Here is a 20,571-nt window from a genome sequence, read left to right as displayed (position 1 = left end):
AATGATTACGCGTAGGAAACTATTGATTGGGCGCGAGCGCTACGCTGAGCGTAAGGCTCAGCGTGGTCTCTCGTTGCTTTTTGCGCTGCTGGCATTGGTGGCAATTTCGCTGGCCGCCGTTGCCCTGATTCGTTCGGTCGACACCAGTTCACTGGTGATCGGCAACCTCGGTTTCAAGCAGGATGCCACGTCTGCGGCCAGCCAAGCCGCCGAGCAGGCGATCGCCTATCTCAATACGGCCTCCGCGACCACCTTGAATTCGGATCAGCCGGCTGCAGGCTATTACGCCGCCAGCCGTGATGCGTTGGATGTCACGGGGCAGGGGTCGAGTCTGACCACGCGAGCGGTGGTTGACTGGACGGGCAGCGGCAATTGCGCGCTCTATGCCTCGACATCCTTTGGGACCTGCGTGGCCCCGTCCAGCCAAATCAGTCTCAACGGCGGCGCCAACACTGCGCGCTACCTGATCACGCGTCTTTGTGCCACAGAAGGCGCGCCCTCAGCGATTGACTGCGCAACGCCCATTGGCTCGGCGTTGACTGGCGGCGGTAACAAGGGGTCGACCGACTACAACAAACGCAAGGTGGAGATCGTGGTCACCAACGCGCAGTACTACCGCATCGTTGTTCGCTCGACCAGCGCTCGCGGCACGGTGTCGTTCACGGAAACCATCATTCAACGCTGAGGCAGCAGGAAAGCAAGATGAAGACCACCTCTTTTCTTCCAAGGTTGTTGAGGACGATTCTCCAAATCGGTGCTCTGCTGATCGCTGGGCAAGCTTGCGCCGGCACGGCCGACCTCATCGACCGTCCACTTAGCAGTATGGCCAACGGCACGTTAGTGCGTAGCAACCTGATGTTCGTGCTGGATGACTCCGGTTCGATGAGCTACAACTATCTTCCGGACAACGCGCCGACCGACAACGTCTGCTTCGGATCGGTGGATCGCAACCTGATCTTCTTTGATCCGAATCGGACGTATGCCCCTCCGCTCAAAGCAGACGGCACGCCGATGAATCCGGCCACGTTCTCGGCTGCATGGAATGACGGCTACAAGCAAGTCATCGCCGATGCCGTCGATCTGAGGAACAACAACCCGGAGACGCCTGAGGTCACGGGGGCGACGATCAGTAGCAGTTCGAACACGACGACGAAGGTCTGCGGCCGACGCAACGACGCGAGCTGCTATCCGCCTGAGACCACAAGCACGTCCACCTACGACGCCCCCAGCGATTCAACGACGACCACTGTCGTTGAGGTGATCCGGGTCAATGCGCCCGGCATGAGGTGTGGAACCGGGACGAACAACAGCTGCGCCCTCCAGACCACGACGACGACGACGAAGACTGAGGGCAGGATAGGTCCCTTCCTGTGGGCGACTCGCAAGACGGGCGCCTCCAGCACCTCGTGCGCCTCTACCGACTTCAATGTCGTGCGCGCTTCCAATGCGTCGGAGGCGCAGAAGCAGAACTACGCCAACTGGTTCGCTTTTTACCGCACCCGCATGCTGGCGATGCGTGCGGGCGCGGGGCGCGCTTTTGCAAAGATTGATGCGTCGCGATTCCGGGTCGGTTTCTCCAAGATCAGTCAGCATGCAAACGGCGGTGCCGACAGCTCAGGTTTCCTGAACATTCGGGACTACGACTCTGGAACGCAGAAGGCGGACTTCTTCACGCGCCTGTACACGACATCCGGTGGCGGCAACACGCCTCTGCGACCGGCGCTGGCACGCGCGGGCCGCTACTACGCCAAGCAGCTGACTGGTCAGTCCGACCCAATGCAGTACGCCTGCCAACGCAACTACACCATCCTGTCGACCGACGGTTACTGGAATCAGGCGGACGCCAAGCCGTACGAGATCAATGGCACGACGGAGATCGGCAACATGGATACCGGCAGCGGTGTGGCGCTGCCCATGCGCGATGCCATTTACGGCACGGGCGTCGGCGGTACGCTCGCCGACGTGGCGCAGTACTACTACGTCACCGACCTCCGCACGTCGACCAGGGGCAATTGCACCGGTTCGGTGGCCAACCAGGACGTATGCGAGAACAAGGTGCCCACCGACACCAAGGACACCAACTCTGCACAGCACATGACGACGTTCACGCTGGGGCTGGGTCTGAGCGGCACGCTGACCTACGACAAGGATTACGAAACGCAGCGCAGCGGCGATTTCTGGGAGATCAAGCAGGGCACCAAGGTCTGGCCTGATCCGATCAGCAACACCGGCGCGGAGCGCATTGACGATCTCTGGCACGCTGCAGTCAACGGCCGAGGCACGTACTACAGTGCTAACAATGCGGCCGACATGGCGACCAGCCTGGTGGATGCGCTGAACAGGATCGATGCGTCTACGGGCAGTTCAGCTGCCGCCGCCACCAGTTCCCTGATGCCCTCCAGTGGCGATGACTGGCTGTTCATCCCGCTGTACACCACCAAGACCTGGGATGGCACGATCAATGCCTTCAAGATCGACACAGCGAAGGGAACGGCGCTCACCACAAAGCCGATCTGGTCCGCTGCAGAGCGCATCAAGAACCAGGGGACACGCAAGATCCTGTTCAACAAGAGTGGCACTCTCGCTGAGTTCAACAAGGACAACCTCAGCGCAGCAGGCAAGCTGGCGATGTTTGACGGGCTCTGCACATCCGGCGCGGAGAAGCTGTCGCAGTGCACGTCGCTGTCTACGGACGCCAAGCCGAAGGCGACAGCTGACAATCTCGTGTCCTTCCTTCGCGGCAGCGCGGCGTTGGAGCAGTCCGCAGCGGCCGATGCGGACAAGGTGTTCCGCACCCGCGCCAGCCCCCTGGGAGACATCGTCAATGGTGCGCCGGTGTACGTGAAGAAGGCGCCGCTCAGCTACTCGGGCGATGGCTACAGTGACTACGTGGCCCAGACGCGCGCGAAGACATTCGGCGTCCTCTACGTCGGCGCCAACGACGGCATGCTTCACGCGATCAAGGTCAGTGACGACGTCGCGGATACGACTGGCGGCACGGAGTTGTGGGCGTATGTGCCCTCCATGGTTATGTCCAACCTGTATTTGCTGGCCGATACCAACTACGAAGCCAAGCACCGCTTCTTCGTCGACGGCGCGCCGGTGGTGTCTGATATTTATGACGGCAGCAAATGGCGCACCATCCTTGTTGGCGGCCTGGGCAAGGGCGGGCGGGGCTATTACGCGCTCGACATCACCAATCCCGAGAGTCCGGCGCTGTTGTGGGAGTTCACCGAAACCAATCTGGGCTACAGCTACGGCAACCCGATCATCACCAAGAATAAGAGTGGCAAGTGGGTCGTGATGTTCACGTCCGGCTACAACAACGTCAGCCCCGGTGATGGTGGCGGCTATTTGTATGTGGTTGACGCGTTGACGGGTGCGTCCATAAGCACCATCGCGACCAAAGTCGGCACGACCAATGTCGGCAATACAAGCACGCCTAGCAACCTGGGCAAGATCAATGCGTGGATCGATGACGACAAGCTGGGTGTCGCCGCCCGCGTTTATGGTGGGGACATGCTGGGCAACGTGTGGCGTTTTGACTTTGACGACAACTATGCACCGAGTGGCAGGGAGGCGACTCTGGTAGCGCAGACCGCTGGTGCCAGCCAGCCCATCACGACCCGCCCAGTGATGACGGAGATCCTGGACGGCAACTACAAGTACGCGGTGGTGTCCGTCGCCACGGGGCGTTACCTCGGCACGAGCGACATCGGGGACACGTCGCTGCAGTCCATCTACACGTTCAAGGATGAGCTCGCAGTCAGTGGCCTGGGCGCGCTGCGCAGCAATGTCGGTATGGTCAAGCAGACCATCAACAGCACGCGCAACGGGCTTGTTAACGGAGCAACCGTTGACTGGGCCGCGAAGAAAGGCTGGTACGTAGATTTGAATCTGACCAGCGGGGAGCGGGTCAATGTGGACTTTGACCAGCAACTCAATCAACTGATCGTTGCGGGCAACGTGCCATCTCCCACCGTCTGCTCGCCGGGTGGTACCTCCTGGATCTACTATCTGGATGTCGGCTCGGGTAAGCCGCTGCTCACCTACTCTCTTCCGGATTTGACGGTGGGTTTGACGACGCTCATAACGTCAGATCAAAAAATGGTGACGCTGGCGGAAGACGACAAGGGCGGAACGACACCTCTGCCTGGTGCTGACCTCACCAACCTTCCGGCGACCACTTTGCGACGCACCTCTTGGCGCGAACTGATGAATTGAACCCGGCCAGACGCCGCGCCCTACGGCGCGGCATGCTTGCAGCATGCCTGGCAGGTGTGTTGATGGCCCACGTTGGGTTGATAGGCATCTGGTCGGATACGGTTCTCTCTTGGCAGCGCGAACGGTTGCAGGCGCCACACATCCAGGCCCCACAGCCGGTGGTGGTGCGCCAATTGGACCTCCCTGAACCGAGCAGTGCTTTGGAGGGCGTCATTGCCGAGGCCCGACCAACTTCCCCCTCAGAAGCCGCGTCTGCGCCCTCGCGCGCTTCAAGTGAGCCGCTTGCCCTGGACTCCTGGGTCACCGCACCCGTGGCGGCGTCGGTCTACGTGCCTCGTGGACTGCTCAGCACAGCGCCTGTGCCGCGGGGTGCCGTGCCACTCCTCTGGCCTCAGAACTGGCACCTGAAGGCTTCCTACACGGCGGTCCTGAAGCTCTACCTTGATGAGGAGGGGACCGTGGAGCGCGTCGAGCTCGACGGCGACGCCCGCTTGCCCGACCCGTTGTTTGAGGCGGCGCGAGACGCGTTCATGGCGGTCGGCTTCACGCCGGGTCAATTGAACGGCAAGCCGGTCAAGTGCTGGACTCGCGTGGAGGTCAGTTTCGATCACGAAACCCGGATGTCCGGACATTGAACACCGCTTGAGTAGGCGGCTCGGTGTTTCCCCTATCATGCGGACTTTTGGCCCCGCTCCGTCTGGCGCGACCGCGTGACTCCGTTGACCCAAACACCTCTGATCGAACTGCGCAACGTCAGCTGCGGCTACGGCGATCGCGTGATCCTTGATGGCGTCAACCTGAGGCTCGAACGCGGCAAGGTGCTGGCGCTGATCGGCACGTCGGGTGGCGGCAAGACCACGGTGCTGCGGTTGCTGGGCCGGCAACTGCGCCCAATCTCCGGGCAGGTGCTGTTCGATGGCCAGGATCTGGCGCCGCTGGACCTGAAGGGCCTTTACGCCGTGCGCCGGCGCATGGGCATGCTGTTCCAGTTCGGCGCGCTGTTCACGGACCTGTCCGTGTTCGAGAACGTGGCCTTCCCGCTGCGTGAGCACACGGACCTGCCGGAAACCATGGTTCGCGACCTGGTGCTGATGAAACTCAACGCGGTGGGATTGCGCGGTGCCCGCGACCTGATGCCCAGCGAGATCTCCGGTGGCATGGCACGTCGTGTGGCGCTCGCGCGCGCCATCGCGCTGGACCCCGATCTGGTGCTGTACGACGAGCCGTTTGCGGGCCTGGACCCCATCTCGCTCGGTGTGGCGGCGCGGCTGATCCGCGACCTGAACGATGCGCTGGGGTTGACCAGCGTCATCGTGTCGCACGACCTGACGGAAACCTTCAGCATCGCCGACCATGTGGCCATGGTGGCCAATGGGCGCATCGTGGCCCAGGGGACGCCGGACGAACTCCGTCACAGCGACGACCCGCTGGTGCGTCAATTCGTCGGCGCCGAGGCCGACGGGCCGGTGCGCTTTCATCAGCCGGCCAAGCCGGTGGCAGAGGATTTCGGGGTGTCGGCATGATGGCGTTGGCTGCCCGCATCGGCGCGGGCGTGCGACACACGCTGACCGACGTCGGCGCGTCGGCGCGCCTGTTCTTCAGCCTGCTGGCGCGTTCGCCGCGGGCGCTGGCGCGTTTCGTCCTGGTGCGCGAGCAGGTCTTCCACCTGGGCAACAAGTCGTTGTCCATCATCGGCGTGTCGGGCCTGTTCGTCGGATTCGTGCTGGCCTTGCAGGGCTATTACACGCTGCAGCGCTACGGCTCCGCCGAGGCGGTGGGGCTGCTGGTGGCGCTGAGCCTGGTGCGCGAGCTGGGGCCGGTCGTCACGGCACTGCTCTTCGCGGGACGCGCCGGCACGTCGCTGACGGCCGAGATCGGCCTCATGAAGGCCGGTGAGCAGCTGACGGCGATGGAGATGATGGCGGTGGATCCGGTGCAGCGTGTGCTGGCCCCGCGCTTCTGGGGGGGCGTGATCGCGATGCCCTTGCTGGCGGCGGTTTTCTCAGCCGTGGGCATCATCGGCGGCTGGCTGGTGGCGGTGCCGTTGATCGGTATCGATCCCGGTGCTTTCTGGTCGCAGATGCAGGGCGGCGTCGACGTCTTTGCGGATGTCGGCAACGGCGTCGTGAAAAGCTTTGTTTTTGGTGTGACGGTGACCTTCATCGCGCTGCTGCAAGGCTATGCCTGCAAGCCGACGCCCGAGGGAGTTTCGGCCGCCACCACCCGCACCGTGGTGTTGTCGTCTCTGGCCGTGCTCGGCCTGGACTTCATGCTGACCGCGATGATGTTTTCGATTTGATTGGAGTCAGGGACCAGCTATGCAATCCTCTCGACATGACGCGTGGGTCGGCCTGTTCGTGCTGCTGGGCGGCGCGGCGTTGCTGTTCCTCGCGTTGAAGGCGGGGAATCTGCTCAGCCTCAGCTTTGCCGACACGTACCAGGTGTCGGCACGGTTCGACAACATCGGCGGCCTGAAGCCCAATGCGGCGGTCAAGAGTGCCGGCGTCGTCGTGGGGCGCGTGGAGTCGATCACCTTCGACGACAAGACCTTCCAGGCCAAGGTTGTCATCAAGCTGCAGCAGAACACGCTGTTCCCCAAGGACAGCTCTGCCAAGATCCTGACCTCAGGCCTGCTCGGCGAGCAGTACATCGGTTTGGAGCCGGGTGCCGACGAGAAGAACCTGGCCGGCGGCGACATCATTCGCCAGACGCAGAGCGCCGTCGTGCTGGAGAACCTGATCGGCCAGTTCATCAACAGCAAGGCGTCGGACATGGGCAGCGCCGCGCCGGCCGCCGGGGGCAAGCCGTGATCGCCGGTCGCTGGGTTCGCACGTGGGCGCTGATGGCCCTCATCATCGGGCTGGCCGGCTGCCAGACCGTCAAGGGTGTGGGTAACCGGGTTGAACGCGCGGTCGACAAGGTGATGGGTTCCAAGGGCCAGCGCATGGATCCGTGGGAGAACTGGAACCGCAAGGTCTTCGCTTTCAACGACAAGCTGGACCGGCATGTGCTAAAGCCCGTGGCGACGGCGTACTCGGAACTGGTGCCTTCGCCTGTACGCACGGGCATCGACAACTTCTTCGGCAACATCGGGGATGCGTGGTCGGCCGTGAACCTGATGCTGCAGGGCCGTTTCAAGCCCGGGGTCGAGCAGGGCATGCGTTTCGCCGTCAACTCGACCCTGGGCCTCGCTGGCGTGCTGGACATCGCGACCGAGGCCGGCCTGGAGAAGAACAGTCAGGACTTCGGCAAGACGCTGGGCCACTGGGGCATGGGAACCGGTGCTTACATCGTCTGGCCGGTGTTCGGCCCATCATCCGTGCGCGACTCACTGGCGCTGCCGGTGGACTGGCAGGCCTCGCCCGCCCAGTTGTTCGAGAACGGCGAGCGGCGGGTCGGCATCTCAGTGCTGAATGTGATCAATCAGCGCGCCAGCTTCCTGCGCGCCGAAGAAATGCTGGAGGGCATCGCGCTCGACAAGTACACCTTCTATCGCGACGCCTACCTGCAGCGTCGCGGCAGCTTTGACGACGATGACGAGGTCGAGGTGCTGGTGCCTGGCAACGGCGCCTCAGCGCCGTCCGACGGTGCGTCGGCGCCAGCAGCGGGCGCATCGGCACCAGCCGATGCGGCTTCTGCCCCTGCGGCTTCTGCCCCTGCGGCCAGCGTAAAAAAGCCCGCCGAGCCCGCTTCTGCGGCCTCGCGGTGAACCCAACCGGGGGCTGGCGCGTTGAGTGACTGTCCCCGTTCAGAGAAAGCGACACCATGACTTTGCTGAAATCCCTGCGCCGGCTGCTGGCCGTGGCCACCCTTGGCCTTGGCTTCGTGCATGCGACCCATGCGGCCGATGCCAGCGCCCCGGATCAACTGATCCGTCAGCTGTCCATCGAGACGCTGGAGGCCGTCAAGGCCGACAAGGACATCCAGGCCGGCAACATCAACAAGATCATTGCCCTGGTGGATGCCAAGGTGATGCCGCACATCAACTTCCAACGCATGACGGCGTCGGCCGTGGGCCGCTTCTGGCGCCAGGCCACGCCGGAGCAGCAGACCCGCCTGCAAGCCGAGTTCAAGACGTTGCTGGTGCGCACCTATGCCGGCGCGCTGACGCAGGTCAAGGACCAGACCATCGGCCTGAAGCCGCTGCGCGCTCAGCCCACCGACACGGACGTCGTCGTGCGCACCGAGATCCGCGGCAAGGGCGACGCGATCCAGTTGGACTACCGTCTGGAGAAGTCGGGCGCGGTTTGGAAGATCTACGACGTGAACGTGCTGGGCATCTGGCTCGCGGACCAGTACCGCAACAGCTTCGCCCAGGAAATCGGCGCCAACGGCATCGATGGCCTGATCAAGAGCCTGGCCGACAAGAACGCCAAGGCCGGCGCGCCGGCCAAGAGCTGATCTTGAGCGGCCTGAAGCTGCCGGCGCGCTTGCGCACGGATGGCGCACGCGCGGCGTGGGTGTCGATGTCGCCTGCGCTGCGCGCGGAGTCCGCCCAGGTGCTGGCGGCCGCGGGTCGCGAGGTGAGGCTGTCGGCGCGCGAGCTGACAGACTTCGATTCGTCGGCGCTGAGCCTGCTGCTGTCGGCGGCGCGCCAGTGCACCGAGCAGGGTGTTTCGCTCAAGCTCGACGATGCGCCGCAGAAGCTGCGTGAGCTGGCGCGTGTCTATGGCGTGGCCGAGCTGCTGTGGCCGCCGGCGGCGGCCTGAACATCAGCCTGCGTAGCGCTTCGCGCGCAGGTTCTTCTTGATCTCCTGCAGCGCGGGCCGCAGGTGCGGACCCAGCTTCAGCGCCACGCCGGTGGTCAGGATGTCCACCGCGATCAGGTGCAGCAAGCGCGACACCATCGGGCTGTAGCGGTCGAAGTCCTCGGGATGGTCCACCGCCAGCAGGATCTGGCTGGGGCCCAGCGCCATCTGTGCCAGCGGCGATGCGCTGGCGGTGATGATGATGATGGTCGCGCCCTTCTTGCGTGCGATCTCGGCGGCGTCCAGCAGGTCGCGGCTGCGGCCCGAGTTGCTGATGATGACCGCGCAGTCGCCCGGCTGCAGCATGGTGGCGCTCATCAGCTGCACGTGGCCGTCGCTGGTGGCGACCGTGTTCACGCCCAGCCTGAAGAACTTGTGCTGCGCGTCCTGCGCGACGATGCCGGAGTTGCCGACACCGTAGAACTCGATGCGCTTGTTGTGGCGCGCCGAGTCGGACAGCGCGTCGATGGCGCGCTCGAACGCGTGGCCGGCCGCGTCGTTGCGGTAGTGCAGCAGTGCCGCGACGGCGTTGTCGACCACCTTGACGATGACGTCCTGCGGCTTGTCGTCCTCGTCCACCGCGCGGTGCACGAAGGGCACGCCCTCGTTGACGCTGCCGGCCAGCTTCAGCTTGAAGTCGGCCAGGCCGTCGTAGCCCACGCTGCGGCAGAAGCGCACGACGGTCGGCTTGCTGACGTGCGAGCGGTCGGCCAGTTCGCTGACGGGCAGGCTGGCGAAGCTGCGCGCGTCCTGCAGCAGCAGCTTGGCAACGCGCTGCTCAGCGGGGGGCAGCGCGGGCAGCGCCGCCTTCACGCGTTCGAGGATGCTCATGCCTGCTCCCCGCTCAACGGGTTCGTTTCGCGACCCTCCGAGAGGGTGCGGCTTTGCTCGGGGCGGCCCAGCGCTGCGGCCTTCATTGCTCTTCAGCCCAGCTGAAACCGTCACGTGCGACCAGCGCGCTGGCGGCTGCCGGGCCCCAGGAGCCGGCGGAATAGGGACGCGGACCGCTTGGGTCGGCGGCCCAGCCGTTCAGGATCGGCTCGACCCAGCGCCACGCCTGCTCCTGCTCGTCGCTGCGCACGAACAGGTTCAGGCGCCCGGCGATGGCGTCCAGCAGCAGGCGTTCGTAGGCGCCCACGCGCTGTGTCGCAAAGGCCTTGTCGAAGTCCAGGTCCAGCGACACCGGCGTCAGCTGCTCGCCCTGGCCGGTGCCTTTCTGGGCCAGCAGCTGGAGCTCCAGGCCGTCCTCCGGCTGCAGCTTGATGACCAGGCGGTTGGCCTGGCCACCGCCCGGGAAGATCTTGTGCGGCACGGGGCGGAAGTTGATGACGATCTGCGCATCGCGCTCCGCCAGCCGCTTGCCGGTGCGCAAGTAGAAGGGCACGCCGGCCCAGCGCCAGTTGTTGACCTCGGTGCGCAGCGCGACGAACGTCTCGCAGTGGCTGTCCGGCGGGACCTTCACCTCGTCCAGGTAGCCCGGCACGGACGCACCCTCGACGTTGCCGGCGCGGTACTGGCCGCGCACCACGTCGCGCCCCACCGTTTCTGGTGTGAAGGGCTTCAGCGAGCGCAGCACCTTGAGCTTCTCGTCGCGGATCGCGTCGGCGTCGTTGGCTGAAGGCGGCTCCATGGCGATCATCGTCAGCAACTGCAGCGCATGGTTCTGGATCATGTCGCGCAGCGCACCGGTGCCGTCGTAAAAGGCGCCACGGGTGCCCACGCCCAGGCGCTCGGCCAGCGTGATCTGGATGTTGGCGATGCTTTCGCGGCGCCACAGCGGCTCGAACAGCGCGTTGCCGAAGCGCAGCGCCATCAGGTTCTGCACGGACGGCTTGCCCAGGTAGTGGTCGATGCGGAACGCCTGGCTTTCCTTGAACACCGCGCGGACCGCGCGGTTGATCTCCTGCGCGCTGGCGAGGTCGTGGCCCAGCGGCTTCTCCAGCACCACGCGCACCTTGTCGTGATTCAGGCCCACGGCACCCAGCTGCTGGCAGATGCCGGTGAACAGGTGCGGGCTGGTGGCCAGGTACAGCACCACGGTGTCGGCGTTGCGCGCGTCCAGCCAGTCCTTCAGCGTCTGATAGCTGTCCGGCTTGGACAGGTCCATGCGCAGGTAGTGGATGAGGGCGGCAAAGCGCTCGAACTCCTCGTCATTGGGGCGCTTGGCGCCGTCCACCTCGCGAAAGCGCTCCTTCAGCCACTCGCGGTAACGCTCGTCAGTCTGTTCGTCACGTGCGACCGCGAGAATGCGGCCGCCTTCGGGCAACTTGCCGTGCCGGAAGGCCTGAAACAGTGCGGGCATCAGCTTGCGCCACGTCAGGTCGCCGGTACCGCCAAAGAACACGAGATCAAAGGACATCGGAAGCGTCTCCAGGTCGACGCCTCGCAGGGGCGCTAACCGTTGTGTAACTAAGTTTCGTGAAATACTATGCAGCAGTTTCTTCGCGGGGTCAATCCGCGATCCGCAAGAGGTAGACGATGAACCAGCTCGACCAGCTCAAGGCCTTCACCACCGTCGTGGCCGACACCGGCAATTTCCTGCAGCTCGCGCAGTTCGCGCCGCGCGACGCGACGACCAATCCTTCGCTGATCCTGAAGGCCGTGCAGTCACCGGACTACGCGCCGCTGCTGAACGAGACCGTCAGTGCCCATCGCGGCAAGCCGCTGGACGAGATCGTCGACCATGTGCTCGTGCGCTTCGGTCTGGAAATCCTGAAGGTGGTGCCGGGCCGCGTGTCCACGGAGGTCGATGCGCGCCTGTCGTTCGACAAGGCGGCCAGCCTGTTCCGTGCGCGCCGCATCATCGGCCTGTACGAAGCGGCGGGCATCCCGCGGGAGCGCGTGCTGATCAAACTGGCGTCGACCTGGGAGGGCATCCAGGCCGCCGCGGAACTGGAGCGCGAAGGCATCCGCTGCAACCTGACGCTGCTGTTCGCTTTCGCGCAGGCTGTGGCCTGCGGCGAGGCCCAGGTGCAGCTGATCTCGCCGTTCGTCGGCCGGATCTACGACTGGTACAAGAAGGCCGCGGGCCCGGCCTGGGACGAGGCCGCGATGGCCGGCGTCAACGACCCGGGCGTCAAGTCCGTGTCGCAGATCTACGCCTACTTCAAGCAGCACGGCATCAAGACCGAGGTGATGGGCGCGAGCTTCCGTAACATCGGCCAGATCCAGGCGCTGGCCGGCTGCGACCTGCTGACCATCAGCCCCGACCTGCTCGCGCAGCTGCAGGGCACCGACGCCAAGCTGGAGCGCGCGCTGGACCCCGCCAAGGGCTCCGACCTGCCAGCCGTGCATCTGGACGAAGCCGCGTTCCGCTTCGCGCTGAACGAGGACGCGATGGCCACCGAGAAGCTGGCCGAGGGCATCCGCCTGTTCGCCATTGACGCCGGCAAGCTGGACAAGCTCATCCAGGCCGCCTGACCATGACGGCACGCTGCGACCTCTCTCCCGTCTGGGCTGAACTGCAAGCTCACTACGCCGCGAGTGGTCGCGGCTTCGACATCCGCGACGCCTTCACGGCCGACGCGGGCCGCTTCGATGCGCTGTCGTTTGCAGCGCCCGAGGTCTTTGCCGACCTTTCGAAGAACCGCATCGATGCCCCCACGCTGGCGCTGTTGCTGAAGCTGGCCGCTGCCTGTGGCCTGGAGGCGCGCCGCGACGCGCTGCTTCGCGGCGACCCGGTCAACCACACGGAGGGCCGCGCGGTGCTGCACACGGCGCTGCGCGCGCCCGCGGGCAGCGATGCGCCGTTCAACGCCGAGGTGCAGGCGTCGCTGGATGCGATGCTGGCGTTTGCCGAGAGCGTGCGGCGCGGCGAGCGGGGCGAGATCACCGACGTCGTCCACATCGGCATCGGCGGTAGCGATCTCGGCCCGGCCATGGTCGTGCAGGCGCTGCAGGCTTTCACGCGGCGCGACCTGAAGCTGCATTTCGTGTCCAACGTCGACGGGCATGACCTGGCGCCCGTGCTGGCAGGCTTGAACGCGCAGCACACGCTGTTCGTCATCGCGTCCAAGACCTTCACGACGCAGGAGACGCTGGCCAATGCGCAGGCCGCGAAGGCCTGGTTCCACGCCGCCGGCGGCACCGACGTGGCACGCCATTTTGTCGCCACGAGCAGCAACACTGCTGCTGCGGCGGCCTTCGGTATCGACACCGCCTTCGGCTTCTGGGACTGGGTGGGTGGCCGCTACTCGCTGTGGTCCGTCATCGGTCTGCCCATCGCCATCGCCGTCGGTGCCGACAACTTCCGCGACCTGCTGGCCGGCGCGCACGCGATGGACGAGCACTTCGCGTCCACGCCGCTGGACAAGAACCTGCCGGTGCTGCTGGGCCTCATCGACATCTGGTACCGCAATTTCCACGGCTTCACGAGCCGCAGCGTCGCGCCCTACCACCAGGGCCTGCGCCGCCTGCCGGCCTATCTGCAACAGCTGGAGATGGAGAGCAACGGCAAGGGCGTGGACCTGGACGGCAATGCGCTGGCCATCGGCACCTCGCCCGTGGTCTGGGGCGAGGCCGGCACGAACGGCCAGCATGCCTATTTCCAGATGCTTCATCAGGGCACGGATGTCATCCCCGTCGAGTTCATCGCGGTGAAGCGCCCGAACCATGGCGCCAGCGGTGAACTGGCCGAGAAGCTCGCCGACCAGCACCGCAAGTTGCTGGCCAATTGCCTGGCGCAGAGCCAGGCGCTGATGCAGGGCAAGACGGCCGCCGAGGCGCTGACGGAGAAGGCGCCCACGGCGTCCGCCACGCTGGACCGCGATGTTTTGTCGCGCCACCGCAGTTTTCCCGGTAACCGTCCGAGCACGACGCTGGTGTTGGACGCGCTGACGCCGCGCTCGCTGGGCGCGCTGATCGCGCTTTACGAGCACCGCGTCTTCGTGACCGGCGCGCTTTGGGGCATCAACAGCTTCGACCAATGGGGCGTCGAACTCGGCAAGGCCTTGTGCAACCAGTTGCTGCCGCGCCTGGAGACGGGCGACACGGCGGGCCTCGACGGCTCGACCGCTGGCCTGCTGCAGCGCCTGACGTCCGCCTGAGCGCCGCATGAAGATCGTCTTCGACTTCGGCGGCGTCGTGTTCCGCTGGCATCCCGCCAGTTTTCTGGCGCGTGTGCTGCCGCAGCGCATCGAGACGCTGGAGCAGGGCGCGCAGGCCGCAGCGCAGTTCTTCCAGCAGTACGGCGGCGACTGGGGGCTGTTCGATCAGGGCCTGATCGGGGCCGACGAGGTGGTGCGGCGCATTTCGGCGCGCACCGGCTGGTCGCGGGGTGAGGTCGAGGCCGTCGTGCGCGCCGTGCCGGACGAGCTGATGCCCATCCCTGGCACGGTCGTGCTGATCCGCGATCTGCGCGCGGCAGGGCACACGCTGCACTTCCTGTCCAACATGCCCGAGCCGTACGCGGATCACCTGAGCGAGACCTACCCGCTGGACGAGTGGTTCGAGTCGGGCCTGTTCTCGGGGCGGGTGAAGCAGAGCAAGCCTGGGGCGGAGATTTTTGCCATGGCCGAGCGCCGCTTCGAGGCCAGACCGCAGGAGCTGCTGTTCCTGGACGACCACCCCGTCAACGTCGAGGCCGCGCTGTCGCGCGACTGGCGGGCCTTCCTGTTCACCGACGCCGCCAGCGCGCGGCGCGAGCTGGTGTCGCGACGGCTGCTCAGTGCTTGAGCGGTTCGTCGCCCGGCAGCATCTCGTCGGGGTCCTGCGGCGGCGTGGCCGGCACGCGGAACGACTCGCTGGCCCATGCGCCCAGGTCGATCTGCCGGCAGCGTTCGCTGCAGAACGGGCGCCACTTGTTGCTGGGCGCGAAGATGCTGTCGCCACCGCACTGCGGGCAGCGCACGATGCGTTGCTTGCCGTCGCTCATGTGCACAAGGTCAGTTCGAAGGCGGTGTCCTCGGCCGCCAGCTTGAGGCGCCCTTCGTCGTCCTGACGCATCAAGCGGATGGACACCATCAGGCGGTGGCCGGTGATCTCGGGGATCAGGCCCAGGCTGGGATCGAGCCTCATGCGCAGCAGCTGGTAGGCCCGGCCTGACGGCAGACTTTGCTGAAACTGCCCGGCGGTGGCGGCGACCTTGTGCGGGCTGCCCGTGTCGCGCAGCAAGCCCAGCAGCACCTGCAGGGCCTCGGCCAGCGGCATCAGCGACTGCGCCCACTGCATGATGTCCTTGCGACGGCGCACTGGCAACAGCTGCTGCCAGTGGTAGTAGGCTGGCAGGTCGAACTCGCAGGTGCCGCCCGGGATGCTGATGCGGCTGCGGATGCTCATCAGCCAGTCGTTGGCTGTCAGCGCGGCCCCGGTCTTGCCGGACATCGCGTTGAGCCGCTGAAAGGCGCCATCGATGCGCGCGATGACCTCGTCCAGCCGCGCTTCGTCGATGCCCGCGCTGCCGCGGTAGCCATTGAATTGCGCCTTGTGCTTCTCCAGCTCTTTCAGCAGGTCGCTCTTCAAATCGGCGCGCGACGCGACGTCCAGAATCTCGAACAGCGTGACCAGCGCGAAGTGGTGGTCCAGCGCGGTCTCGCGCGCGACCAATGCACCGAGGCGATCAAACAGGTGTTCGAGGCGAAGCATCGTGCGGATGCTCTCGTTGAACGGGTACTCGTACAGGACCAAGGGGGCCTCGGGGTGGACTGCAGTCAGGGCGCGACCATTGTTCCACACCCCCAGCGTGCGGCCAGGCGTTGCACCTCGCGCTGCAGCGCCGCGAGCGGCAGCTCGTCGTTGACGATGACGGCATCCGCTGCCGCGCGTCGTGCCGCGCGCGTGGTCTGCGCGGCGAGCGCGCCGTCCACGCGCTCGCGGGTCCAGCCGGGGCGGCGCAGCACGCGGGCGATCTGTGTTTCGGCCGAGCAGTCCACCACAAGCACGCGGGCGACTCGTGCGCGCCAGCGTCCCGACTCCACCAACAGCGGCACGTCAAACACCACCAGTGCCGTCGTGGCAGCGTCCGCCTGTGCCAGCGCCTCGGCGTTGATCAGTGGATGCAGGATGGCTTCCAGGCGCCGTTTCGCATCGGCGTCGGAGAAGGCCAGCGCACGCATGCGGTCGCGGTCGAGTGCACCGTCTGCGGCGACGTAGTCGGCACCGAAGTGCTGCGCGATGGCGGGCATGGCCGCGCCGCCCGCCACGGTGAGGCCACGCGAAATGGCGTCTGTGTCGACGATGGTGGCGCCCGCCTCGCGCAGAAATGCGGCGACGGTGCTCTTGCCGCTGCCGATCCCGCCCGTCAGGCCCACCCTCATGGGGTCAAGCCCAGCCGAGCCAGCCCAGTACCGTCTGCTGGCCGGCGAACAGCACGACCAGGCCGCCGCCGGCCAGGAAGGGGCCGAAAGGCACGTAGCGCCCCTCGCGCAGGCTGGACGACAGCTTCATCAGCACGCCCACGACCGCGCCGACGGCGGACGCTCCCAGAATGACGGGCAGCAGCATGGGCCAGCCCAGCCAGGCGCCCAAGGCGGCGAGCAACTTGAAGTCGCCCGGCGCCATGCCGATCTGGCCGCGCAGTCGCTCGTAGACCCAGGCGATGGACCACAGCGACAGGTAGCCCGCGACGGCGCCGATGACGGCCTGGTCAAGCGCAAGGGTCCAGCCCATGGTGGCTGCGATGAGCCCGGCCCACAGCAGCGGCTGGTTGATGACGTCGGGCAGCAGCGTGGTGTCCCAGTCGATCATTGCCAGCGCGATGAGGGCGGCGACGAATCCGCACCACAGCAACGTCGTCGGCTGCGCGCCGAAACGCCAGGACAACGCGGCGAACGCCAGGCCAGTGACCAGTTCGACGAGCGGGTAGCGCTTGGAGATCGGCGCCTTGCAGGCGGCGCACTTGCCGCCCAACCGCAGCCAGCCGAGCAGGGGCAGGTTCTCGTGCCAGCGCAACTGGTGGCCGCAGTGCGGGCAGCGCGAGCGCGGCGTGGCGATGCCCAGCGGCGGCAATTCCTCGATGCGCGTGCCGTAGGCATCCACGTCCTTGGCCAGCTTCTCGGTCTGCGCCAGCGGCCATCCCGCCACGCGGGACATCGTGGATGCGTCGATCAGCTGGGCGGCAGACTCGTGCAGCCACTGCCGCTCCAGCATCTGCGGCAGCCGGTGGATGACGACGTTCAGGAAGCTGCCGATACACAAGCCCAGCACGCCCAGCACCCAGGGGGAGAGCCAGAGGGACCAGTCGATGGAGGCAAGGGGCATGGGCGGCGGCAGTGGAGGTCGGGGCGGGCAGGAATCTACCTGCTTTTCAGACGGCGGCGCCCCAGCCTGAGGCCGCCGGCGCCGAGTCGGTCACACCACCTGACCGAGCTTGAAGATGGGCATGTACATCGCAACCACGATGCCACCGATGAGGCCGCCCAGGAAGACGATGATGAACGGCTCCATCAGCGCCGACAGGCCCTTGACCGCTTCGTCCACCTCGTCCTCGTAGAACTCGGCAGCCTTGGCCAGCATGTGGTCCAGCGAGCCTGACTCTTCGCCGATGGAGGCCATCTGCAGCACCATGGTGGGGAAGATGCCGGTGGTCTGCATGGAGGTGGTCAGCGCCGAGCCCGTCGACACATCGCGCTGGATCTGTTCGGTGGCCTCCTGGAACACGGCGTTGCCCGAGGCGCCGCCGACCGAGTCGAGCGCTTCCACCAGCGGCACGCCGGCGGCGAACATCGTCGACAGCGTGCGTGTCCAGCGGGCCACGGCTGACTTGTACAGCAGGTCGCCGAAGACGGGGATCTTCAGCAGCAGGCGGTCCATGCGCTTTTGCATGGCCACCGAGCGCTTCCAGCTCTGGATGAAGAAGTAGCCGCCGCCGCCCACAACAATGGCGATCGCCCACCACCAGGCGACAAAGAACTCCGACATCGCGATGACCATCAGCGTCGGGGCGGGCAGGTCGGCGCCGAAAGACTGAAACACGTCTTTGAATGACGGCACGACGAAGATCATGATGACCGCGACGACGATGAAGGCGACCACCATGACCGCGATGGGGTAGGTCAGGGCCGACTTGATCTTGTTCTTCAGCGCGACCGTCTTCTCCTGATAGATCGCCAGCCGATCCAGCAGCGCCTCCAGAATGCCGCCTGCCTCGCCGGCCTCGACGAGGTTGCAGTACAGCGCATCGAAGTAGATCGGATGCTTGCGAAACGCGGAAGACAGGCTCGTGCCGGTCTCCACGTCCTGGCGGATGTCATTCAGCAGCCGTGTCAGGCGCGGATTGGTCGCGCCACGGGCCACGATGTCGAAGGACTGCAGCAGCGGCACGCCGGCGCGCATCATGGTGGCGAGCTGGCGCGTGAAGATGGCGATGTCTTTTTGCTTGATCGCCGAGCCGCCGCTGGCGCGACGCTTCTTGACCTTGTTGACGAGAATGCCCTGGCGGCGCAGCGTCGCGCTGACCATGGCCTCACCCCCCGCACGCAGTTCGCCCTTGACGATCTTGCCGTTGCGGTCCTTGCCCTCCCACTCGAAGACAAAGTCCTTGACGCCTTTTGCTGCAGCGGTGGCTGTGGCCATGCGCTCTCCTCGCGACTGATTATTCGTTGGTGGCCGACAGGACTTCTTCCAGCGTGGTCACGCCGACGCGCACCTTCACCAGCCCTGACTGGCGCAGATCACGGACGCCTTCCTTCCCGGCTTGCACGGCGATATCCATCGCCGTTCCCTCAGCCAGGATGATGCGCTGGATGGCCTCGGTAATGGGCATCACTTGGTAAAGGCCGACCCGGCCTCGGTAACCATTTGTGCAATTGCTGCAACCAACGGCGCGGTAAGGTTTCCAACTGCCATCGAACTCATCCTCGCGAAAGCCCGCCTTCAACAAGGCGTCTCGAGGATATTCGGCCGGCGCCTTGCAGTTCTCGCACAGGCGGCGCACCAGCCGCTGGGCCGTGATCAACAGCACGCTGGACGCGATGTTGAACGGCGCCACGCCCATGTTCAACAGGCGGGTCAGCGTCTTGGGGGCGTCGTTGGTGTGCAGCGTCGACATCACCATGTGACCCGTCTGCGCTGCCTTGATCGCGATGTCGGCCGTTTCCAGGTCGCGGATTTCGCCCACCATGATGATGTCGGGATCCTGGCGCAGGAACGACTTCAGTGCCGCCGAGAAGTTCAAGCCGGCCTTGTCGTTGACGTTGACCTGGTTGATGCCGGGCAGGTTGATTTCGGCTGGGTCTTCGACGGTCGAGATGTTGACGCCCGGCTGGTTCAGGATGTTCAGGCAGGTGTACAGCGACACCGTCTTGCCCGAGCCGGTCGGGCCTGTGACCAGCACCATGCCATAGGGCCGGTAGATGGCCGCCAGCAGGCGGTCCTTCTCAATCTTCTCGTAGCCCAGGGCCTCGATGCCCAGCTTGGCCGACGAAGAATCCAGGATACGGATGACGATCTTCTCGCCGAACAGCGTGGGCAGCGTGCTGACGCGGAAGTCGATGGACTTGCTGCCGAACTTCAGCTTCATGCGCCCGTCCTGGGGCACGCGCTTCTCGGCGATGTCCAGGCGTGAAATCACCTTGATGCGGGACGACAGCTTGTCCTTGATCGCAATGGGCGGCTGTGTGATCTCGCGCAACTCGCCGTCGACGCGGAAGCGAACGCGATAGTGGAACTCGTACGGCTCGAAGTGCAGGTCGGAGGCGCGCAGGTTGATGGCGTCGACGAGCATCTTCTGCAGGAAGCGCACCACCGGCGCATCCTCGACATCGGCCAGTTCGGCCGCTTCCTGCTGAGGGCTGGCGTCCTCTTCGGCAATGTCGAAATCGAAGTCGCCGCCAGCGATGCTCTCCAGCGTCTCGGTGGCCGTTGCACCGGTGCTGGACAGAATCTTGGCGAGCTTGTCGTGTTCGACGATGACCCACTCGGGCTGCAACTGGGTCGCGAACTTGATCCGCTCGATGACCTCAAGATCGGTGGGATCGGCGCCGCCCACGAACAGACGGCTGCCACGCCTCGACAGCGCCACCACTTGGTATTGCTGAGACAGCTTGGCATCGATGACGTTCTGCGGCATGCGCTGGGGGTCCATGGCGGACAGGTCCAGCAGCGGCAGCGCCAGGGCGCTCGACAACGTGTGCGCCAGATCCGACGGCGTCACCTGTCCGCTCGCGATCAACGCGTTGACGAAACTGATCTTCTTCTCGCGCGCCAGCTTGACGAGGTCTTCGGCGGCTTTGGCCTGAAGCTTCCCGGCATGCACCAGCATGCGTGCGACCCCGGATAGGGCGGATTGCGGCGGCTCGGCGAGCGTGGTTTCCACGAATGGTGACGTCGGCGACGGCAGGAGTGAGGTCGACTGATTGTGCCAGCGACACGCGAGCCGTGACCGAGGAAGAGCCCGGGTGACCGTGGCGGCGTTTCCAGGCGAATCTGACGCCAAATGCAAAGAAGCCGCGGAGTTCGCGGCTTCTTTGCATCCCTGGTGCAAGGGAAATTCCTGGTCGGGGTGAGAGGATTTGAACCTCCCGCCTCTACGTCCCCGAATGGCACCTCAGGGCTTCCAGGAGCTTGGGCGGACCTGCCCGCCTCCATATGAATCAACAGCTTAGCACAGGCTTCCAATGGCTTCGTGCGGTGTCCTGAGGTTTTCTGCTGCCGCGAGATTGCC

20 protein-coding genes are annotated in these 20,571 nt (G+C 65.4%); 12 read left to right on the top strand and 8 right to left on the bottom strand.

The features are described 5' to 3' along the window. Position 1 precedes the first annotated feature (1 nt). From ACG02S_RS20100 to ACG02S_RS20060, 9 genes are all read left to right on the top strand, one after another. Positions 2–685: a pilus assembly protein PilX gene (locus ACG02S_RS20100; RefSeq protein ID WP_394472268.1), complete on the top strand. Its 684-nt coding sequence runs from the start codon at positions 2–4 to the stop codon at positions 683–685. 17 nt (positions 686–702) lie between these two features. Then, a complete protein-coding gene (locus ACG02S_RS20095; RefSeq protein ID WP_394472267.1) occupies positions 703–4,224 on the top strand; it encodes a pilus assembly protein in 3,522 nt (1,173 codons plus the stop codon). 62 nt (positions 4,225–4,286) lie between these two features. After that, the gene (locus ACG02S_RS20090; protein WP_394472266.1) at positions 4,287–4,859 is read left to right on the top strand and encodes an energy transducer TonB; all 573 of its coding nucleotides are present in this window, start codon (positions 4,287–4,289) and stop codon (positions 4,857–4,859) included. Positions 4,860–4,943: 84 nt separating this feature from the next. Beyond that, complete coding sequence (locus tag ACG02S_RS20085) at positions 4,944–5,747, top strand: ABC transporter ATP-binding protein (protein WP_394472265.1); 804 nt, start codon at positions 4,944–4,946, stop codon at positions 5,745–5,747. Beyond that, positions 5,747–6,523, top strand: coding sequence for a lipid asymmetry maintenance ABC transporter permease subunit MlaE (gene mlaE, locus ACG02S_RS20080; RefSeq protein WP_394472264.1), 777 nt, complete (start codon positions 5,747–5,749; stop codon positions 6,521–6,523). The genes ACG02S_RS20085 and mlaE overlap by 1 nt, the downstream gene beginning before the upstream one ends. Before the next feature lie 19 nt (positions 6,524–6,542). Then, the gene (gene mlaD / locus ACG02S_RS20075; protein ID WP_394472263.1) at positions 6,543–7,034 is read left to right on the top strand and encodes an outer membrane lipid asymmetry maintenance protein MlaD; all 492 of its coding nucleotides are present in this window, start codon (positions 6,543–6,545) and stop codon (positions 7,032–7,034) included. A 32-nt stretch (positions 7,035–7,066) separates the two neighbouring features. After that, entirely contained in the window at positions 7,067–7,933 is an 867-nt protein-coding gene (locus ACG02S_RS20070; RefSeq protein WP_394472262.1) for an MlaA family lipoprotein, read from the top strand. A gap of 56 nt (positions 7,934–7,989) precedes the next feature. Then, a complete protein-coding gene (locus ACG02S_RS20065; RefSeq protein ID WP_394472261.1) occupies positions 7,990–8,625 on the top strand; it encodes an MlaC/ttg2D family ABC transporter substrate-binding protein in 636 nt (211 codons plus the stop codon). A gap of 2 nt (positions 8,626–8,627) precedes the next feature. Further along, on the top strand, positions 8,628–8,933 hold the full coding sequence (locus ACG02S_RS20060) for an STAS domain-containing protein (RefSeq protein WP_394472260.1): 306 nt from the start codon (positions 8,628–8,630) through the stop codon (positions 8,931–8,933). A 3-nt stretch (positions 8,934–8,936) separates the two neighbouring features. On the opposite strand, the gene ACG02S_RS20055 is transcribed toward ACG02S_RS20060, so the two are convergent. After that, the gene (locus tag ACG02S_RS20055) at positions 8,937–9,797 is read right to left on the bottom strand and encodes a MurR/RpiR family transcriptional regulator (RefSeq protein WP_394472409.1); all 861 of its coding nucleotides are present in this window, start codon (positions 9,795–9,797) and stop codon (positions 8,937–8,939) included. 88 nt (positions 9,798–9,885) lie between these two features. After that, entirely contained in the window at positions 9,886–11,331 is a 1,446-nt protein-coding gene (gene zwf / locus ACG02S_RS20050) for a glucose-6-phosphate dehydrogenase (RefSeq protein WP_394472259.1), read from the bottom strand. 119 nt (positions 11,332–11,450) lie between these two features. Here zwf and tal point away from each other — a divergent pair, with 119 nt between their 5' ends. From tal to ACG02S_RS20035, 3 genes are read left to right on the top strand one after another with little or no spacing between them, the layout of a single operon-like run. Continuing rightward, entirely contained in the window at positions 11,451–12,392 is a 942-nt protein-coding gene (tal, locus tag ACG02S_RS20045; protein ID WP_394472258.1) for a transaldolase, read from the top strand. 2 nt (positions 12,393–12,394) lie between these two features. Further along, positions 12,395–14,017, top strand: coding sequence for a glucose-6-phosphate isomerase (pgi, locus tag ACG02S_RS20040; RefSeq protein ID WP_394472257.1), 1,623 nt, complete (start codon positions 12,395–12,397; stop codon positions 14,015–14,017). A 7-nt stretch (positions 14,018–14,024) separates the two neighbouring features. Next, on the top strand, positions 14,025–14,645 hold the full coding sequence (locus ACG02S_RS20035) for an HAD family hydrolase (protein WP_394472256.1): 621 nt from the start codon (positions 14,025–14,027) through the stop codon (positions 14,643–14,645). Here the strand turns inward: ACG02S_RS20035 and ACG02S_RS20030 are convergent. From ACG02S_RS20030 to pilB, 6 genes are all read right to left on the bottom strand, one after another. After that, entirely contained in the window at positions 14,635–14,844 is a 210-nt protein-coding gene (locus tag ACG02S_RS20030) for a DNA gyrase inhibitor YacG (protein ID WP_394472255.1), read from the bottom strand. The genes ACG02S_RS20035 and ACG02S_RS20030 overlap by 11 nt on opposite strands. After that, on the bottom strand, positions 14,841–15,596 hold the full coding sequence (gene zapD / locus ACG02S_RS20025) for a cell division protein ZapD (protein WP_394472254.1): 756 nt from the start codon (positions 15,594–15,596) through the stop codon (positions 14,841–14,843). Before zapD ends, ACG02S_RS20030 begins: the two co-directional genes overlap by 4 nt. A gap of 23 nt (positions 15,597–15,619) precedes the next feature. Then, positions 15,620–16,225, bottom strand: a complete 606-nt coding sequence (gene coaE, locus ACG02S_RS20020) for a dephospho-CoA kinase (protein ID WP_394472253.1) — start codon at positions 16,223–16,225, stop codon at positions 15,620–15,622. A gap of 4 nt (positions 16,226–16,229) precedes the next feature. Then, positions 16,230–17,168: a prepilin peptidase gene (locus tag ACG02S_RS20015; RefSeq protein WP_394472252.1), complete on the bottom strand. Its 939-nt coding sequence runs from the start codon at positions 17,166–17,168 to the stop codon at positions 16,230–16,232. A gap of 90 nt (positions 17,169–17,258) precedes the next feature. After that, the gene (locus ACG02S_RS20010) at positions 17,259–18,482 is read right to left on the bottom strand and encodes a type II secretion system F family protein (RefSeq protein WP_394472251.1); all 1,224 of its coding nucleotides are present in this window, start codon (positions 18,480–18,482) and stop codon (positions 17,259–17,261) included. A gap of 19 nt (positions 18,483–18,501) precedes the next feature. Further along, on the bottom strand, positions 18,502–20,169 hold the full coding sequence (gene pilB, locus ACG02S_RS20005) for a type IV-A pilus assembly ATPase PilB (RefSeq protein ID WP_394472408.1): 1,668 nt from the start codon (positions 20,167–20,169) through the stop codon (positions 18,502–18,504). Positions 20,170–20,571: the final 402 nt, after the last annotated feature.

This window comes from Pelomonas dachongensis (genome assembly GCF_043555865.1).
Lineage (GTDB): Bacteria > Pseudomonadota > Gammaproteobacteria > Burkholderiales > Burkholderiaceae_C > Pelomonas > Pelomonas dachongensis.
This window is presented reverse-complemented; position numbering and strand designations above follow the sequence as displayed.

What these genes read in the sequence shown, in the direction of transcription:
- mlaE (WP_394472264.1), top strand. Translation starts at nt 5,747, where the DNA reads ATGGCGTTGGCTGCCCGCATCGGCGCGGGCGTGCGACACACGCTGACC.
- ACG02S_RS20095 (WP_394472267.1), top strand. Translation starts at nt 703, where the DNA reads ATGAAGACCACCTCTTTTCTTCCAAGGTTGTTGAGGACGATTCTCCAA.
- zwf (WP_394472259.1), bottom strand. Translation starts at nt 11,331, where the DNA reads ATGTCCTTTGATCTCGTGTTCTTTGGCGGTACCGGCGACCTGACGTGG.
- ACG02S_RS20015 (WP_394472252.1), bottom strand. Translation starts at nt 17,168, where the DNA reads ATGCCCCTTGCCTCCATCGACTGGTCCCTCTGGCTCTCCCCCTGGGTG.
- ACG02S_RS20070 (WP_394472262.1), top strand. Translation starts at nt 7,067, where the DNA reads ATGGCCCTCATCATCGGGCTGGCCGGCTGCCAGACCGTCAAGGGTGTG.
- coaE (WP_394472253.1), bottom strand. Translation starts at nt 16,225, where the DNA reads ATGAGGGTGGGCCTGACGGGCGGGATCGGCAGCGGCAAGAGCACCGTC.
- pgi (WP_394472257.1), top strand. Translation starts at nt 12,395, where the DNA reads ATGACGGCACGCTGCGACCTCTCTCCCGTCTGGGCTGAACTGCAAGCT.
- ACG02S_RS20035 (WP_394472256.1), top strand. Translation starts at nt 14,025, where the DNA reads ATGAAGATCGTCTTCGACTTCGGCGGCGTCGTGTTCCGCTGGCATCCC.
- ACG02S_RS20100 (WP_394472268.1), top strand. Translation starts at nt 2, where the DNA reads ATGATTACGCGTAGGAAACTATTGATTGGGCGCGAGCGCTACGCTGAG.
- mlaD (WP_394472263.1), top strand. Translation starts at nt 6,543, where the DNA reads ATGCAATCCTCTCGACATGACGCGTGGGTCGGCCTGTTCGTGCTGCTG.
- pilB (WP_394472408.1), bottom strand. Translation starts at nt 20,169, where the DNA reads ATGCTGGTGCATGCCGGGAAGCTTCAGGCCAAAGCCGCCGAAGACCTC.
- ACG02S_RS20090 (WP_394472266.1), top strand. Translation starts at nt 4,287, where the DNA reads ATGGCCCACGTTGGGTTGATAGGCATCTGGTCGGATACGGTTCTCTCT.
- ACG02S_RS20010 (WP_394472251.1), bottom strand. Translation starts at nt 18,482, where the DNA reads ATGGCCACAGCCACCGCTGCAGCAAAAGGCGTCAAGGACTTTGTCTTC.
- tal (WP_394472258.1), top strand. Translation starts at nt 11,451, where the DNA reads ATGAACCAGCTCGACCAGCTCAAGGCCTTCACCACCGTCGTGGCCGAC.
- ACG02S_RS20065 (WP_394472261.1), top strand. Translation starts at nt 7,990, where the DNA reads ATGACTTTGCTGAAATCCCTGCGCCGGCTGCTGGCCGTGGCCACCCTT.
- ACG02S_RS20030 (WP_394472255.1), bottom strand. Translation starts at nt 14,844, where the DNA reads ATGAGCGACGGCAAGCAACGCATCGTGCGCTGCCCGCAGTGCGGTGGC.